This is a genomic window from uncultured Brevundimonas sp. (assembly GCF_947305955.1).
Classification (GTDB): Bacteria; Pseudomonadota; Alphaproteobacteria; order Caulobacterales; family Caulobacteraceae; genus Brevundimonas.
Map to the genome: position 1 here is coordinate 31,141 of NZ_CAMZFB010000018.1, position 15,920 is coordinate 47,060.

The following is a 15,920-nucleotide window of genomic DNA, read 5'->3' on the forward strand; positions in this document are numbered from 1 at the left end:
CAGCGCGATAGAGAGGCGCTCGAACCACGGGATTCTCTAACCCCCGTGTGACGACCACGGTTCAGGAACTGAAATATGACCAAGTGGGTGTACGGTTTCGGCGGAGGCTCCGCTGACGGTGACGCATCGATGAAGAACCTTCTCGGCGGCAAAGGTGCGAACCTGGCCGAGATGTCCTCGCTGGGGCTGCCTGTCCCTCCGGGCTTTACCATCACCACGGAAGTCTGCACCTACTACTATGCCAATGGCGAGAGCTATCCGGCTGATCTGGAAGCTCAGGTCAAGGAAGCCCTTGCCAAGGTTGAAGGCGTGGTCGGCAAGACCTTCGGTTCGATCGAGAACCCGCTGCTCGTCTCGGTCCGCTCGGGCGCACGCGCCTCGATGCCGGGCATGATGGACACCGTGCTGAACCTCGGCCTGAACGACCAGACCGTCGAAGGTCTGGCCAAGCTGTCGGGCGACCGCCGCTTTGCTTACGATTCCTATCGTCGCTTCATCACCATGTATTCCAACGTGGTGCTGGGCCTCGGCCACGACCTGTTCGAGGAAGTGCTGGACGACCACAAGGAGCGTCTGCACGTCTCGGTCGATACCGAACTGACCGCCGAGAACTGGGAAAAGGTCGTCGCCGACTATAAGGCGCTGGTCGAGCGCGAGCTGGGCAAGCCCTTCCCGCAAGATCCCAAGGATCAGCTGTGGGGCGCCGTCGGTGCCGTGTTCGAGTCGTGGATGAACGACCGCGCGAAATTCTATCGCCGCATGCACGACATTCCGGAAAGCTGGGGCACTGCCGTCAACGTCCAGTCGATGGTCTTCGGCAACATGGGTGAAACCTCGGCCACGGGCGTGGCCTTCACCCGCAACCCGTCCACCGGTGAGAACAAGCTGTACGGCGAGTTCCTGATCAACGCTCAGGGCGAAGACGTGGTGGCCGGTATCCGCACCCCGCAATCCCTGACCAAGGCTGGCCGCGAGGAAATGGGCGAAACCGCTCCCTCGATGGAAGAAGCCATGCCGGAAGTGTTCGCCCAGTTCGTCGACGTGGTCGGCCGTCTGGAAAGCCACTACCGCGATATGCAGGACATCGAGTTCACGGTCGAGCAGGGCCGTCTGTGGATGCTGCAGACCCGTAACGGCAAGCGCACCGCCAAGTCGGCGCTGAAGATCGCCGTGGAACTGGCTTCTGAGGGCGTGATCTCGCACGAGGAAGCGGTTTCGCGCGTCGAGCCCGCTGCCCTCGACCAACTGCTGCACCCGACCATCGACCCGAAGGCTGTCCGCAACGTGATCGCCAACGGCCTGCCGGCATCGCCGGGCGCGGCCACGGGCAAGATCGTATTCGACGCCGACGAGGCCGAGCGCGCCGCCCAGAACGGCGATGCTGTCATTCTGGTACGTGACGAAACCTCGCCGGAAGACATCCACGGCATGCACGCCGCACGCGGCATCGTGACCGCCCGTGGCGGCATGACCTCGCACGCCGCCGTGGTCGCACGCGGCATGGGCCGTCCGTGCGTCTCGGGCGCTGGTGAAATCCGCATCGACGACAAGTCGGGCACCTTCACCGTGCGTGGCCGCACCTTCAAGGCCGGTGACATCATCACCATCGACGGCGGCAAGGGCGAGGTTCTGGACGGCGCTGTCCAGATGATCGAGCCTGAACTGACCGGCGACTTCCAGACCCTGATGGGCTGGGCCGACGAAGTGCGCCGCCTGAAGGTCCGCGCCAACGCCGAAACCCCGCTGGATGCCAAGACCGCTCGCGGCTTCGGTGCCGAGGGCATCGGCCTGTGCCGCACCGAGCACATGTTCTTCGACGACACCCGTATCGCCGCTGTGCGCGAAATGATCCTGTCGGACGACGAAGCGGGCCGCCGTGCGGCTCTGGCCAAGATCGCGCCGTTCCAGAAGTCGGACTTCGTGGAACTGTTCACCATCATGTCGGGCCTGCCGGTGACGGTGCGCCTGCTCGACCCGCCGCTGCACGAGTTCATCCCGCACACCGAGGCTGAAATCGACGCACTGGCCGCTTCGCAGGGTCTGGACGCGGCCAAGCTGAAGCACCGCGCCAAGGAACTGCACGAAACCAACCCGATGCTGGGCCACCGTGGCTGCCGTCTGGGTGTCGCCTATCCTGAAATCTACGAGATGCAGGTCCGCGCCGTTCTGGAGGCCGCTCTGGAGGTCAAGAAGGCCACCGGTCTGGCTCCGATCCCGGAGATCATGCACCCGCTGGTCGCGCTGGGCCTGGAGATGAAGTACCTGCGCGAGCTGACCGACAACACCGCCAAGGCCGTGTTTGCCGAGGCTGGCGACAGCGTCGAATACCTCGTCGGCACCATGGTCGAGCTGCCTCGCGCAGCTCTGCGTGCTGCTGATCTGGCCGAGCATGCCGAGTTCTTCTCCTTCGGCACTAACGACCTGACCCAGACCACCTTCGGCATCAGCCGCGATGACTCGGGCCGCTTCCTGCAGGCCTATCTGGACAAGGGCATCTTCGAGAACGATCCGTTCGTCCGCCTCGATACGAACGGTGTGGGCGACCTGATTCGCATCGCCGAGGAACGTGGCCATGGCGTCCGTCCGGGCATGAAGATGGGCATTTGTGGCGAACACGGCGGTGATCCGGCCTCGATCGCCTTCTGCGAGGAAGTGGGTCTGGACTACGTGTCCTGCTCGCCGTACCGCGTGCCGATCGCCCGTCTGGCCGCCGCTCAGGCTGCTCTTGTGACCAAGTCGGGCGTAGCGCGTGAAAAAGACCGCTAAGCTTCGTCTCAAGTATTAATAAGAAGGGCGGTCCAACGGGCCGCCTTTTTTATTGCCAAATTCTGACACTTTTGGCCGAACGCTGTATGTGTTCAGTTGCGCACACTATTATTGGTTATGTAAATTCATAGGGAACGCCAGTGAGGGCGAGCCGTTTTGTTGTCCGAGCTGGAACGAGGGGCGTTCTCGCCTTTAGTTCAACTCCAGTTAGGAGACTATAATATGCGTAAGTTTGTTATCGCTGCTGGTGCCGTTGCTGCTGTTGCTTTTGGCGGTGCCGCCGTTGCTCAAACCGCGCCGGCTGCTTACCAGGATGGTCCGGTTTACTACGGTACCCTCGGCTATTCGCAGCTGGATCAATCGGATGGTGACCTCGGTGCCATCACCGGCCGTTTCGGTGCCAAGTTCAACAAGAACTTCGGCGTTGAGGGCGAAGCTTCGTTCGGCGTTCGCGACGACGACTTCACCATCGCTGGCGTCGATGGCTCGATCAAGCACGAGTATGACGCTGCGGCCTATGTCGTAGGTACCCTGCCGATCAACGACCAGTTCGAGCTGTTTGCCCGCGGTGGTTACGGTACGACCAAGATCAAGTCGGAACTGGGCGGCTTCTCGCGTGAAGCTGACGGCACCAGCTGGAACTACGGTGCCGGTGCCAACTTCTACTTCGATGCCCAGAACGGCGTCCGTGGTGACTGGACCCGTCGTGACTTTACCGACAGCGATGCTGGCGAAGTGGACGTCTATTCGCTGTCGTACGTCCGCCGCTTCTAATCGGCTGAATGACTGCCTCCGCCCGCGTGGATCTGTCCGCGGGCGGGGTTTCCTCCCCCAATGACGGATCGGGGCAGGGGAGGCGCTCGCAAAGCGCCCCTCGGACCCAACCATGGAGTATCACTATGCGTAAGATCATCCTGCTGGCAGCCGCTGCTGCCGCTGTTTCGGCTCCGGCCATGGCTCAATCGACCTCGCCGTGGAGCATGGACAATGCCCGTGGCTACGGCTCGCTGGGCTACAGCTACCTCGAAGACGCCTACACCGGTGCTGTCCAAGGCCGCATGGGTATCGAGCTGAACCGTTACCTCGCTGTCGAAACCGAAGTCGGTGTCGGTGTGAAAGACAAGGACTTCTCGATCCTCGGCGCTGAAGGCACCCTGAAGCACGAGTGGGACGCTGCTGGCTATGTCGTCGGCAAGATCCCGGTCGGCCAGAACTTTGAAGTCTTCGCTCGCGGTGGCTACGGCCACACCGAAATGAAGCGCGAGATCGCCGGTGTGACCACCGACGTTGGCGGTGACCACTGGTCGTACGGTGCTGGTGCCGAGTTCAAGATGAACGAGGACAACGGCATCCGCGCCGACTGGACCCGTCGTGACTTCCGCGACGACCGCGAAAGCGGCGACGCCTACAGCGTCTCGTACGTCCGTCGCTTCTAAGATCGTATAACGGTCCAGGAATGCGAAAGGCCCGCCTCGAAAGAGGCGGGCCTTTTTGCATATCCGGTTGATCCAATGAGATCAGATCGTGTGCAGGACTTCCGGGGCGATCGCCCAGCGCAGCGAGCCTTCGCCAAACGGGCGGATGAAGAAGTCGCGATAGCGCTCGAACACTTCGATGATCTTGGACTTCAGGTCCTGGGTCACCGACTCGCCGCGCTGACGCTTCATGGCGGCAACACAGTTGATCACCATGTCCTGATGGGCTGATCCACCCATGCGGTGAAGCACCGTGGCAATATCATGTGCCAGCGGATCTTTAAGCTTCTCCGCCCATGGCGAAGGGTTCTTTTCCATCGTCGTCGTCATTACCGGATCCCAACCCCGATAAATTTTCAGTCCCATAGGGATTGCAAAAAAAACCGAACAGTGCAAGCGCCACGGCGGGCGCTCACAGAAAGCGGCAAGATTATGCCCGCTTTTCAACAACTACGGTGCCGGCAGAATAGCCAGCCCCAAAGCTGCAAATCAGGCCCTTATCCCCAGTTTCGAAACCATCGTTGTGCAGATGGAAGGCGATGATTGACCCTGCGGAAGAGGTGTTGGCGTATTCGTCGAGGATGATCACGTTCTCTTCGGCGCTCGGCTCGCGGCCCAGCACGCGCTTGGCGATCAGGTGATTCATGTTGATGTTGGCCTGGTGCAGCCACAGGCGCTTCAGGCTTTGCGGGTCGATGCCCAGCTTGTCGGCTTCTTCGACGATCATCTCCGAGACCATCGGCACCACTTCCTTGAACACCTTGCGACCCTGCTGGACGAACAGCTTGTCGGTCAGGCCGTCCGACGGGATCGGCTCGGCCGTGTCGGTCGGCAGGTGGGTGCGGTTCAGGAAGCCGAAATTGTTGCGGATGTTGTTCGAGAAGCTGGTCTTGAGCGCGCTGCCCAGAATGTTCCAGCCGCCGGGGTCAGCCTTGGCCTCGTTCTCGATGATGACGGCGGTGGCCACGTCACCGAAGATGAAGTGGCTGTCGCGGTCCTTGAAGTTCAGGTGCGCCGAGCAGATTTCCGGATTGACCATCAGCACGGCCTTGTCGCTGTTGGCGACCAGATCGGCGGCGGTCTTGATGCCGAAGGTTGCCGAGGAGCAGGCCACGTTCATGTCGAAGGCGAAGCCCTCGATGCCCAGCGCCTGCTGGACTTCGATGGCCATCGCCGGATAGGCGCGCTGCATGTTGGATGCGGCACAGATCACGGCACCGATCTCGCTGACCGGCTTGCCCCATTTGGCAATGGCATCCTCGGCAGCCTTTACGGCCATTTCGGCGAGGATGGAGATTTCGTCATTGCTGCGGGCGGGCAGGCGCGGGGCCATGCGCGACGGATCGAGAATGCCTTCCTTGTCCATGACAAAGCGGCTCTTGATGCCCGAAGCCTTTTCGATGAAGGCGCTGGAAGAGTGCGATTTCGGCTCGACCTCACCGGCTTCGATGGCGGCGACATTGGCCGCGTTCCATTGATCGACCCAGGTGTTGTAGGCCAGCACAAGCTCGTCGTTCGAGATCGACTGTTCGGGGGTGTAGAGGCCGGTGGCGGCGATGACGGCTTTATGCACTTCGTTTCTTCCTCACGCTCGCTGGCGCGGTTCGCTTTTGGGGGCGGTTAACCTGTTGTCTCAGGTCATGTCCGGTGTTTGCGGCGAACTTCTGTCCGTCAGGTGAGCGGGCTTATGTAAATGTTTGAGTCTATCAATAAGACGGCGGGAGGCTGCGGTCGAGACTTGCCTTGATGCCGCGCCACCAACGTCGGATACGCCCGCGCGGCGGGGCGGGCAGGGGGGTGTCGCGCGCGGCGATCAGGATGTTGACCAGATCCTCGGCCTCGCAGGGCCAGCCATTCGGCGTGACATAGACCGGATAGTCGATCAGGGCGGCGTGGATCAGCTCATCCAGCGTGATCTGCCGACCGCGTCGCTCGAACGTCATACGGTCCTCGGTCAGGCCCCATCCGGCATAGAAGGGACGGCCATAGACGCTGACGGCCTTGCCCCGCATCAGAGCCTCGAACCCCGAAAGCGAAGTCAGGGTCGCCAGTCGCTCGCAGGCGTTCAGCAGGTCGATGATGTCCATATCATCGGCCACGGCGTCCACTTCCTCCATCGCCGCCGCATCCAGCAGGCCCGGACGGTTGCCGGACGTGACGTCGGGGTGGTTGCGATAGATGAGGAAGGCGTCGGGATAGTCCGCGCGGGCGGCTTTCACGAGGCCGGAGTTGGTACGGATATCGCCGCATCCGGTCAGGATCGACTTGTCGTTCTCGACCTGACCGACGACCAGCAGGATGTCTCTGTCCTTGGGCCAGTCGGCGGGTAGGGCCGCGCCCTTGAGATTGTATTTCGACAGGCCCGCCCCGACGACTTTCTCGCGCAAGGCACGGGCGCGTTCCAACTGGCGCGGTGACAGGGCATTGCCCGCGATCAGGCTTTCCAGACGGCTGGGCGTGCGCGGGTCGTAATAGACGCCCTCATCGTCCAGAGCGACAGACAGCGCCCCAAAGAAGTCGGAGCCCAGTCCGCGCGAACGGATAAAGCCATCCTCCATGCGAACGGTCGGGCCTTCATAGGCATCTGCGGCGGCGCGGATGATCGGGTTTTCCTTGCCCGCCCACCAGATCAGCTTGCCGTTGTTGGCGCGGGCGTCGGCAAGGGCTGAGGATGAACGCCAGAAATAGCGCACCGTCCCCTTGGGGCTGTTCAACAGGCGGCGCACAGGCGGGCGTTTGGCGGGGGCAAAGCCGACAGCAGACCAATGACCGGACAGACGCTCGGCGCGATCACGAAGCGAAATCAGCCGTTCCAGTGCGGCCTCGGCCTCGCACGGCTGGCCCGTCACCGGATCGACATAGCGGGTGTAGCGGATCATGGCGGCGGCCACGACCTGTTCGACCGTGCGCGGCTGTCCACGGCGGCCCGTCAGCACCTTATCCTGCGTCAGGCCCCAGCCGGAATAGAAGGGCGCGCCGAAACAGGTCACGCGCTTGCCCCGTAGCAGGGCCTCGAAGCCCAGAGCCGAGGTCACGACATAGACCGCATCCACCGCATCCAGCAGTTCGGCAGGGCGCACGTCGGTGTCGATAAGTGTGACGTTTGAGAGTTGATCGGCGGGGATGCAACCCTGTTTGCGCCCTGCGGCCACGGCGGGGTGGCGTTTGACGATGATCTGGGCGTCGGGATGATCGGCGCGCGCGGCGGCCAGCATCTCGGCAAAGCGGGCCTCATTGGCCAATCCATAGGCGATGGAGGCATCGCCATAGGTCTGGTCCACCACCAGAACGCGCGGTCGGCCTTGAAGCACGGAAGGGTCGAGCGCCACGCCCATATTGGTCTTGGAAATGCGGCTCTCGACCATGCGCTCGATCAGGGCGCGGGCGCGGGCGGCCATGGCGGCATCACACCACTGCGGCGCGGTATCGATCAGGGCCTCAAGGCGGCTGGGGCGGGTGGCGTCATAATAGATGCCGAGATCATCGACGACGACGCTGAGGCTGGTCGCGCCGCTCTCGCCCAGACCCACCGAGCGCAGGAAGCCGTCCTCCAGCGCCACATAGGGTTTGCCATTCTTAGCCGCCCATTTGCGCCCGACATTGGCCGAGGGTTTCATCCCCCAGCCCATCACTACAGCCACATCGGCGGACGGCAGCTTGCGGATGTCGTAATCGGCCACGAAGGTCGCCAGATGGGGCACCTTCAACACTCCCGGCGCACAGACCCATGCGGTCGGGCGGCGCGTTGCGTTGGCGGGGGCGTTTTCGATCATGGGTTATGTCTAGGCGGGGCTTGGCCGGTGCGCCAGATGGCGCGGGCGTCGACCTGTGGGCAATCAGAGACCGGCGAGCAGGGCCTGCGCCTGTTCCAGATGCAGCCGTTCGACCATTTCGCCGTCCACGCGGATGACGCCGAGGCCCTCGGCCTCCGGCGCGGCAAAGGCGGCGACGACCTTCTGCGCCCACTCCACCTCGGCGGGCGAGGGGCCAAAGGCCGCGTTGGCGGGGGCGATCTGGGACGGGTGGATCAGGCTCTTGCCGTCAAAGCCATAGAGCCGACCCTGTGCGGCCTCGGCGGCAAAGCCTTCCTCGTCCTTGATGCGGTTGAACACGCCGTCGATGGCCAACAGCTTGTTCGCACGGGCGTGAGCGACCAGCGATGAAAGCCACGGCTTGAACGGTTCGCGGTCGGGCGAGGGGCCGGTCTTCATCTCCTTGGCCAGATCGTTCACACCCAGCATCAGGCCCGACAGGATGCCGCCCGCAGAGGCGATATCCTTAAGGTCGATTAGGGCGGCGGGCGTTTCGATCATGGCCCACAGGCGCTGGTCCAGACGCAGCACGTCGCTGATGGCTTTGACCTGCTGGTCGTTCTCGATCTTGGGCGCGACCACCAGATCGACGGGCGCGTCCTTGAGGGCGTTCAGGTCGTCCTCGGCCCATTCGGTGTCCAGCGCATTGATGCGGACGGCCAGCTTGGGTTTGAAGCCACCGGCCTTGGCGGCCTCGATGGCGGCGGCGCGGGCCTCCGCCTTGGCTTCGGGCGCGACGGCATCCTCGAGATCCAGCACCGCCACGTCGCAGTCCAGTGTGCGCGCCTTTTCAATAGCGCGGGCATTGCTGGCGGGCAGGTAGAGGACGCTGCGGACTTTCATGGGCGACTCGCTGGGAAAATCAGGTTCGCCCGACCATAGCGGGCGCTATTCCCAAAGTCTCGCCGCACCCCGCACGCCGGAACTGTCGCCCCAGCGGGCCGGCACGACGGCGGCGTTCCAGATGTCGGAAAAGACGCGGGCGGCGATGGCCTCGTTCAGACCGTCATAAAGCTCTGCGACGTTCGACAGGCCGCCGCCCAGCACGATGATCTCCGGATCGACAAGGTTCACCACGGCCGCCAGTGCCCGTGCCACGCGGTCGCGCAGCAGGTCCAGTTCCGCCTTGGCGGCCTCATCTCCCGTGCGGACGGCCTCGATGATCTGTTCACACGTCCAGTTGCGGTTCGTTGCGGCATGGTGGGCGCGGGCGAAGCCACTGCCGGAAATCCATGTCTCCAGACAGTTCGACTGTCCGCACCAGCAGGCAGGGCCGGGCACTTCGTCAAGGGTCGGCCAGGGCAGGGGATTGTGGCCCATTTCGGCGGCGACGCCGTGGCGGCCTTCCACCAGCTTGCCGTCGATCACCAGCCCTGCGCCGCATCCGGTGCCGAGGATAACGGCATAGACCGATGAATGGCCTTCGCCCGCGCCGTCCACGGCTTCGGACAGGGCCAGACAGTTGGCGTCGTTCGCCAGCCGCACGGGGCGACCCAGATACTGTTGCAGGTCAGCCTGGAACGGGCGGCAGTTCAGATACTGGCTGTTGGCATTGCGGATCAGGCCCGTGAGCGGCGAGGGCGACCCCGGAATGGCGATGCCGATGGAGCGTGTGGCCCCGACCTCGGCCTCGACCTCGGCCACCAGCGCTTTCACGGTTTCGAGCGCGCCGTCATAGTGGCCGGGATTGGGGCGGCGGATACGGGCGGCGAAACCGCCCGCGTCATCGATGGCCGCCGCCTCGATCTTCGTCCCGCCGAAATCGACCCCGATACGCATCAGGCGGCAAAGACCTTGGCCATCAGGCGCTCAAGCCATTCCTGATCGATTGCGTCGAAGGCGGCCTTCTCGGTGGCATCCACGTCCAGTACGGCGATCAGCTTTTTGTCGGCGTCGAACACCGGCACCACGATCTCGCTTTGGGATCGGCTGTCACAGGCGATGTGGCCCTCGAAGGCGTGGACGTCCTCGACCAGCTGGGTCTTGCCCTGAAGCGCCGCCGCACCGCAGACACCGCGCGTGAACGGAATGCGCAGGCAGCCAAGCGTGCCTTGATACGGGCCGACGACCAGCTCGTTTTCCTTCAGGGGATCGACCACATAGAAGCCGGTCCAGAAGAAGGCCTCGAATGCGTCCGACAGCATGGACGACACCGTCGCCATCTTGGCCGTCAGATTGGTCTCGCCATCCAGTACCGCCAGGATTTCAGCCTCGACCTCGGCATAGCGTTCGGCCTTGTCGGCGGGGCGGTCGTCACGGGCGATGTAGGACATGCGAATTTTAATCCTGTGGTGGAGGCGCAAACATAGGGACGCGAAGCCTAAGGCGAAATGCCGGGCCTGTATTTTTTCATGCCCGAGCGCGGCCGGGGCGGGTTGTGCTGAGAATTGGAAAAACAGCGTAATCTCAAGGACTTAATCTAAGCTTAGCTATTTTTCGTGAATGGCGTCGCTCCTTCCTCCTCGTTTTGAGTACAGATTATGAAGATGCTTACTGTCGCTGCGGCTTGCGCAGCCCTGCTTGCCACGCCGGCTGTTGCCCAAGAGTCGGGCCGTTATATTCAAGCCAACCTGGGCGGTGTTGTCGGTGGCGAGTTCGATTCCAACTTTATGAACCAAGACGCCGACAACGGCTATCTGGTCAGCGTTGCCTATGGTCAGTCGATCGCACCGAAGTGGTCGATTGAAGGCGAACTGGTTTACGCTGATGCCGAACTGGAAGGCAGCCGCATCAAGCTCATGGGTATCTCGCCCATGTCCATGGTGCTTGATTACGACATGACCACCCTGGGTCTGATGGCCAACGCCAACTACGAAATCTATCGCTCGGGCAAGAACGCAGCCTACGTCGGCGCTGGCGTTGGCTTCGGCGAAGTCGAGTACAAGCCTAAAGGCAGCGATTACGGTTCGTCGGACGACACCGGCATCATGTGGCAGCTCAAGGCCGGTGCGACCCGCGAACTGAACGAAAAGACCACCCTCGACATCGGCTACCGCTATCTGGTGGCACCGGAAGTCGGCTCGGTGGGCGAAGCTGGCAAGTTCCACACCCTGACCGTCGGTCTGCGCCGCGCCTTCTAAGGCCGGTTGACCGCGTGATTGAAGGGCCGGTTCCGAAAGGGGCCGGCTCTTTGTTTATGGACCTAGTCGTCCATAGCCCGAATACCTGCAGCTTCCAGCTCGTCGATATGGGCTTTCATCGACGCAATCTGCGCCTCGGGATGGCCGTGCCAGCCCACAACCTCGCCGATAATCCGCAACGGGGCGCGGGACCGGAAAGACTGGCTGGGATTGCCAGGGAATTTCTGGTCGGTCAGATTGGGATCATCCTCGTGATCGCCGGTAGGTTCGACGACATAGATCCTTCCAGCACCCTCTCCCTTGGCCAGTTCGGCACCCCAGATGGCGGCGTCCAGCGTGCCGCTGAAATAGTTGTGGCCCGCCGCATGGCCTGCGCCATAGTTTGACGCATTACCGGCCACGATCAGCGCACCGACCTGCAAATCTGCCCGCGTGCCATGGAAAAACGCCTGCCTGAAGGGCGTGGGGGACATTTGTTGCGTCATGGTTTTCGCTCCGTGCCAGAGCGGGCAGGCAATAGGAAAAACCGTCGTTCTACCAGTTCTTGAAACTGTCTGGTTTGCCACCATCTAAGGTCAAACGGACCGGTATCTTGGGGGTTTGCGACGCGCAGCCCTTGGGCGAATGTTTATCTACATTACAACCTGTTGATAAATAACGCCGATTAACCAGTCGGTAGGAATTGGCACCTAGAGAGACGCTTCCTTTCAACTCTAGGTATATTTACCGATATGAAAATGACTGTTTTGGCTTCGGCTGCCGCTCTCGCCCTGATGGCTTCTCCGGCTCTCGCTCAATCGGGCAACTATATTCAAGGCAACCTGGGCCTGAACTTTGCTGGTCAGTCGGACCTGAACCTGGTTCTGGACGGCGATAGCTACAAGGAAGACCTGGACCTCGAAACCGGCGTGTTCGCCAGCGCTGCTTTCGGCCACAAGTTCGCGAACAAGTGGTCGGTTGAGGGCGAGTTCGTCTATCTGGACACCGACGTGGACGTCGGCACCTTCGAAGATATCCTGTCGGACTACTTCGAAGAAGACGTGAAGCTGGACATCGGCACCAAGGTTTACGGCGTCATGGCCAACGCCAACTATGAGTTCTATCGCTCGGCCAACACCGCCCTCTATGCCGGTGCGGGCATCGGCTATGGCAAGGTCGAGTACAAGCTGGCCGTGCCGGATGCAGACTTCGCCGGTTCGGCCGACGACAACGGCTTCATGTGGCAGGTGAAGGCCGGCCTGATCTACGACATCAACGAAAAGACAGCTTTTGACTTCGGCTACCGCTACCTGTCGGCCCCGACCGGCAAGGACGGTATTGATGGTGACTCGCTGTCGGTTGACACCTCGGCCCACGTGCTGAGCGCTGGCATGCGCTTCAACTTCTGATTTCGGGCCTGACCTGAAATGAAAAAGCCCCGACGGCCAAGTGGCGGTCGGGGCTTTGTTTATGGAGCTTATCCCAGCTTCGCTTCGATCCGTTTCAGGCTGTCGCGTATCTCGGTCAGCAGATCGATCGTGCCGATGTCACTCTTGGCCGGCCCATCCGATGCCGCCAGAGCGTCGCGGCGGGCGAGGATCAGATCGCGCACCTGACGGGCGTTTTCCACGCCGATCAGATCGGCCTCGGACTTGCCGGTTGCAGCATTGCGCTGTCCCGCCGTTTCGATGCGAAGGCCCAGCAGGCCGAACTTGGCCAGCAGCGGCCCTTCCGAAATCGAAATGTCCTGGATCTTGTCCAGCGGGATGGTCAGTTCGCGTTTGAAGAACACGCCCTTGCCGACCACCACGCTGCGCTCGGTCAGTTCCAGCCGCAGGTGTTCGTAATAGCGTTTGGCCCACCAGGTGCCGACGAAGGCCCACACCGGCAGGGCCAGAATGCCGACGACGGTGACTGCCAGCGTCAGGGCACCTGACAGGAAATAATAGATCTGCAGCTTTGAGCTGAAGCTGAAATTCGTGGATGTCGTCATCTGTCCCTCCGGCCTTTAGCCGACAGGACCACAGCCGTGCCCCAGCCACAAGCTTGAGCGAGCAAATATCGCAGCCAAGTCTATGACTTAACGAGAGGGGAGGGTGGTAGGCGTGGAGGGACTCGAACCCCCAACCAGACCGTTATGAGCGCGCTGTACTAGCATTGAGAAGCCGCTTTTCTTTTAAAACTGTGGTGAGAACGCGGGGTTTTCGCGTCTTACGGGGACTTTAGCGTTGGGTAGTCGTTGGGTGGCGACTTCTGCGGTTTCTCGAAGCCCGGATGGGCTATGATGGCCATAGTGCTTTATGATCATTGCTTCGCTTGTGCCAATGAAACCTCCGACTCTCCAAGCAGGCTCTCCAGCTTGCATTTTCCAAGTCGCACAGGTGTGTCGCAAGGTGTAGGGGATGATGCCTTCAGGTAAGTTAGCGTTTTGGATCAATGTGTTAAAAGCATTTTTGACTGATTTTACGGAACTGCCTTCGAATTCTACAACGTTCTGAGCCCCCAGGGCTCTCCACCTACGTAAGTGTGCCTGAAGTCGGCGCGGAATAGGGGTGGTGGGCTGTCGCTTGTTCGTCGCGACTTTTCCCGCTGGCTTTCTGTAGAAGAGGCCCGCTTCAAGGTCGATGAAACTCCGACCTGGCGCTGCGGTGAATGATGCTGCGAGAATGTCGCCTGGCCGTGATCCTGTGTAGAGCCCGAAAAGAATGAAGCGGACCAAATGGCGTAGTGGTCGCCTTTCAGTCGGTATCCCTTTCTGAATTTCTCTGGTGTTGCGGCAGACGCGGATTAGGTGCGCTACTTCTTCGCGAGTTAGCCAACGTTCTCTTGGAGCCCCAGCAGGAGGCAAGGTCACACGTACATCGGCGTGATGAAGGCCTTCTTTGTGATGGTAGTTGATTGCGGCTTGTAGATCCTGAAGCTCTCGCCTAGCGGCTCCAGGGGTCTTGGTTGCGGTAAACTGTTCGCAGGTGCCGCGCGTAACTTCTGAGAGGCTTTTGTCACCCCACCATTTTGCAAGCCTCTCACAGCGTCCTGCGGCTTTCTGGGCGGTGGCCAATTTAGGGACGACTTGTTGGAGATAGAGCGTAAGAACATCGCCGATGGGGATGTCTTCGATGCACCTTCTGCGTCTTGGGACTGCGTGACTTTCTACTATGAACTGCGCAAGCTTTGTCGCAGCCGTTGCGCGGTCATTACGGCCGCATCCCGTGCTAATTTGGCGTCCGTTATAGAGGATGTAGTAGGCCCCTTTTTCTGCACTTCTTCCCGATTTTTGGGGTCTGGGCTTGCGATACCATAGTCTAGGCGGCTGGGTGTCACGCGGCATTTTTCTAACATCCTCTCTACTTCTACGCGCGAAGTTAGTAATTCTCCGCCTATGTCCCAAGCTACGAGAAGTCCGTCTTCAACTTTTTTCTTTAGCTTATTGCGAGTTATGCTTCCATCTGGAAAAAATAATTCGGCAACAGTCTTAAGAGATAGAGGAGTGTCTCTATCAATATTGTATTTTGTATTCCCATTGCTTTTAATGGTCATGAGCTAGCGGCCGTATGCATTACGTAGCTGGGCTAGATGTTCAGACCATTCTTCGTGCATCAGAAGTTCGGAGAGCCCCGTGCGTAGGTCGTGGACGCATTGGTCGCTCAACCATGCGGTTCCGCCATTAACTATTGATAGGAAGGTTTTCTCACCTTCTCTATATGGAGTGCGGACCTCATAATTTTTGCATTTGCGAACTTTTGATAGGCCGCTGGCGGCAAGGCATTCGCTTAAGTCTGCGATCTGGCCATAACCATTCAGTGACAGCTGCAAGCTTAAATCACTGTTTCCCAATATCAGGCCGCAGCTAAGATCGCCTCTCTCGGTTTGTCGTGCGCTGACAGACACAAGTTCGGTAGAAAAGTGGAATGAGCTCAGCGAGCTATTGAATATCGATCCAAGTAGCGGGGTTTCTTCGTGATCGACAATAGCTCTAGTTGCCAGCTTTGTGAGCTGGCTCTTAACGCTGGCCAGAGCTTTTTCGATATCGCTATCTGGAATTTTGGTTGGTTCATCGATTGCGATGCCGCCATCGCGAAGAGACACGTGCAGGGCGCGTGCGACGTATAGATCCTTTACAGGCCAGGGATGCGATAAGAACTTGGCCTTCTCTACCGCTAACGCCCTTTGGATCGAGCTTGGATCGATTTCATCGCCATCGCTGACGCTATTAGTAGCTTTCGAAGCAACATAGCGTAGAACCGGCGATGCTGAAGTGAAGAGGCCGGCGAGAAGAATCAAGGCGTCGTAAACTGCGCTCCATAGCGAGGCGTCAAAAGTTGCCTGATGCGAAGGAATTCTATCGATGTCCTCCTGGATCTGCTCAGCGATGAAGAGCCATTCGGATCGTCGATAAGGCGAATGGGAGGCTAGCTTTTCATTGATTTGCCGGATCGTGCGTAGAGGATCCGTATTCAGCTCGTCGACCTCAGTCGCAAGGTCTCCGCGTGCAGCAGGGCCTTCCAGTAGCCGATCGACGACTTGGGCAAGGGTGATCTTTTGGCCTGATTGTGCAGACCATTCACGCTGTATCGCTTCAAGATTGGCTCTGGTCGCAGGAGCCAGCCGGATCGAAAAAGGGGTAAATCCACGCATGCTGTAAGAGGCCATAACAGATAGAGTGTTGTCAATGCTTGTAGTCTAAACTTCTAAACAACACCCCCCCGTTGGTGCTGGTTAGCACGTGGGCTTGAAGGGCCACTCAGTTATTGCGCGGGGGGGGGGCGACGGCCGCGGGCTGGGTTTCTACCGGGCGCACTTTTGTCCTT

At 60.4% G+C, this 15,920-nt stretch carries 15 protein-coding genes; 5 read left to right on the forward strand and 10 right to left on the reverse strand.

All coding sequences use genetic code 11. The features are described from left to right. Positions 1-75: 75 nt before the first annotated feature. From ppdK to Q0Y42_RS06530, 3 genes are all read left to right on the forward strand, one after another. Positions 76-2,766 (forward strand): pyruvate, phosphate dikinase, encoded by a 2,691-nt coding sequence (gene ppdK, locus Q0Y42_RS06520; protein ID WP_297801468.1) that lies wholly within the window; start codon positions 76-78, stop codon positions 2,764-2,766. A gap of 222 nt (positions 2,767-2,988) precedes the next feature. Then, entirely contained in the window at positions 2,989-3,540 is a 552-nt protein-coding gene (locus Q0Y42_RS06525; RefSeq protein WP_297801470.1) for a porin family protein, read from the forward strand. 125 nt (positions 3,541-3,665) lie between these two features. Continuing rightward, on the forward strand, positions 3,666-4,202 hold the full coding sequence (locus tag Q0Y42_RS06530; RefSeq protein ID WP_297801472.1) for a porin family protein: 537 nt from the start codon (positions 3,666-3,668) through the stop codon (positions 4,200-4,202). 81 nt (positions 4,203-4,283) lie between these two features. Here the strand turns inward: Q0Y42_RS06530 and Q0Y42_RS06535 are convergent, their stop codons facing one another. From Q0Y42_RS06535 to Q0Y42_RS06560, 6 genes are all read right to left on the reverse strand, one after another. Continuing rightward, positions 4,284-4,571, reverse strand: a complete 288-nt coding sequence (locus Q0Y42_RS06535; RefSeq protein ID WP_297801473.1) for a hypothetical protein — start codon at positions 4,569-4,571, stop codon at positions 4,284-4,286. Between the two features lie 100 nt (positions 4,572-4,671). Further along, positions 4,672-5,814 carry a beta-ketoacyl-ACP synthase III gene (locus Q0Y42_RS06540; protein WP_297801476.1) on the reverse strand — a complete coding sequence of 381 codons (1,143 nt, stop codon included), beginning with the start codon at positions 5,812-5,814 and terminating at the stop codon, positions 4,672-4,674. Between the two features lie 133 nt (positions 5,815-5,947). Then, positions 5,948-8,014 (reverse strand): capsular polysaccharide biosynthesis protein, encoded by a 2,067-nt coding sequence (locus Q0Y42_RS06545; protein ID WP_297801478.1) that lies wholly within the window; start codon positions 8,012-8,014, stop codon positions 5,948-5,950. A gap of 63 nt (positions 8,015-8,077) precedes the next feature. Next, positions 8,078-8,896 carry a CoA ester lyase gene (locus Q0Y42_RS06550; RefSeq protein WP_297801480.1) on the reverse strand — a complete coding sequence of 273 codons (819 nt, stop codon included), beginning with the start codon at positions 8,894-8,896 and terminating at the stop codon, positions 8,078-8,080. Positions 8,897-8,941: 45 nt separating this feature from the next. Further along, complete coding sequence (locus Q0Y42_RS06555) at positions 8,942-9,835, reverse strand: ROK family protein (protein ID WP_297801505.1); 894 nt, start codon at positions 9,833-9,835, stop codon at positions 8,942-8,944. After that, on the reverse strand, positions 9,832-10,326 hold the full coding sequence (locus tag Q0Y42_RS06560) for a GAF domain-containing protein (protein WP_297801482.1): 495 nt from the start codon (positions 10,324-10,326) through the stop codon (positions 9,832-9,834). Before Q0Y42_RS06560 ends, Q0Y42_RS06555 begins: the two co-directional genes overlap by 4 nt. A gap of 207 nt (positions 10,327-10,533) precedes the next feature. On the opposite strand from Q0Y42_RS06560, the gene Q0Y42_RS06565 reads away from it, so the two are divergent. Next, positions 10,534-11,133, forward strand: a complete 600-nt coding sequence (locus Q0Y42_RS06565) for a porin family protein (protein WP_297801485.1) — start codon at positions 10,534-10,536, stop codon at positions 11,131-11,133. A 62-nt stretch (positions 11,134-11,195) separates the two neighbouring features. Here Q0Y42_RS06565 and arr read toward each other — a convergent pair whose 3' ends face one another. Beyond that, positions 11,196-11,618 carry an NAD(+)--rifampin ADP-ribosyltransferase gene (gene arr, locus Q0Y42_RS06570; RefSeq protein WP_297801487.1) on the reverse strand — a complete coding sequence of 141 codons (423 nt, stop codon included), beginning with the start codon at positions 11,616-11,618 and terminating at the stop codon, positions 11,196-11,198. 252 nt (positions 11,619-11,870) lie between these two features. Here arr and Q0Y42_RS06575 point away from each other — a divergent pair, with 252 nt between their 5' ends. After that, positions 11,871-12,521, forward strand: a complete 651-nt coding sequence (locus Q0Y42_RS06575; RefSeq protein ID WP_297801490.1) for an outer membrane beta-barrel protein — start codon at positions 11,871-11,873, stop codon at positions 12,519-12,521. A gap of 68 nt (positions 12,522-12,589) precedes the next feature. Here Q0Y42_RS06575 and Q0Y42_RS06580 read toward each other — a convergent pair whose 3' ends face one another. From Q0Y42_RS06580 to Q0Y42_RS06590, 3 genes are all read right to left on the reverse strand, one after another. Then, the gene (locus Q0Y42_RS06580) at positions 12,590-13,105 is read right to left on the reverse strand and encodes a PH domain-containing protein (protein WP_297801493.1); all 516 of its coding nucleotides are present in this window, start codon (positions 13,103-13,105) and stop codon (positions 12,590-12,592) included. Positions 13,106-14,265: 1,160 nt separating this feature from the next. Beyond that, a complete protein-coding gene (locus Q0Y42_RS06585; protein WP_297801495.1) occupies positions 14,266-14,649 on the reverse strand; it encodes a hypothetical protein in 384 nt (127 codons plus the stop codon). 3 nt (positions 14,650-14,652) lie between these two features. Beyond that, complete coding sequence (locus tag Q0Y42_RS06590; RefSeq protein ID WP_297801499.1) at positions 14,653-15,747, reverse strand: hypothetical protein; 1,095 nt, start codon at positions 15,745-15,747, stop codon at positions 14,653-14,655. Positions 15,748-15,920: the final 173 nt, after the last annotated feature.

Bases quoted from the DNA above. Each gene is read 5' to 3' on its own strand.
- ppdK (WP_297801468.1), top strand. From the start codon at position 76: ATGACCAAGTGGGTGTACGGTTTCGGCGGAGGCTCCGCTGACGGTGAC.
- Q0Y42_RS06535 (WP_297801473.1), bottom strand. From the start codon at position 4,571: ATGACGACGACGATGGAAAAGAACCCTTCGCCATGGGCGGAGAAGCTT.
- Q0Y42_RS06585 (WP_297801495.1), bottom strand. From the start codon at position 14,649: ATGACCATTAAAAGCAATGGGAATACAAAATACAATATTGATAGAGAC.
- Q0Y42_RS06550 (WP_297801480.1), bottom strand. From the start codon at position 8,896: ATGAAAGTCCGCAGCGTCCTCTACCTGCCCGCCAGCAATGCCCGCGCT.
- Q0Y42_RS06580 (WP_297801493.1), bottom strand. From the start codon at position 13,105: ATGACGACATCCACGAATTTCAGCTTCAGCTCAAAGCTGCAGATCTAT.
- Q0Y42_RS06545 (WP_297801478.1), bottom strand. From the start codon at position 8,014: ATGATCGAAAACGCCCCCGCCAACGCAACGCGCCGCCCGACCGCATGG.
- arr (WP_297801487.1), bottom strand. From the start codon at position 11,618: ATGACGCAACAAATGTCCCCCACGCCCTTCAGGCAGGCGTTTTTCCAT.
- Q0Y42_RS06565 (WP_297801485.1), top strand. From the start codon at position 10,534: ATGAAGATGCTTACTGTCGCTGCGGCTTGCGCAGCCCTGCTTGCCACG.
- Q0Y42_RS06590 (WP_297801499.1), bottom strand. From the start codon at position 15,747: ATGCGTGGATTTACCCCTTTTTCGATCCGGCTGGCTCCTGCGACCAGA.
- Q0Y42_RS06560 (WP_297801482.1), bottom strand. From the start codon at position 10,326: ATGTCCTACATCGCCCGTGACGACCGCCCCGCCGACAAGGCCGAACGC.
- Q0Y42_RS06525 (WP_297801470.1), top strand. From the start codon at position 2,989: ATGCGTAAGTTTGTTATCGCTGCTGGTGCCGTTGCTGCTGTTGCTTTT.
- Q0Y42_RS06530 (WP_297801472.1), top strand. From the start codon at position 3,666: ATGCGTAAGATCATCCTGCTGGCAGCCGCTGCTGCCGCTGTTTCGGCT.
- Q0Y42_RS06575 (WP_297801490.1), top strand. From the start codon at position 11,871: ATGACTGTTTTGGCTTCGGCTGCCGCTCTCGCCCTGATGGCTTCTCCG.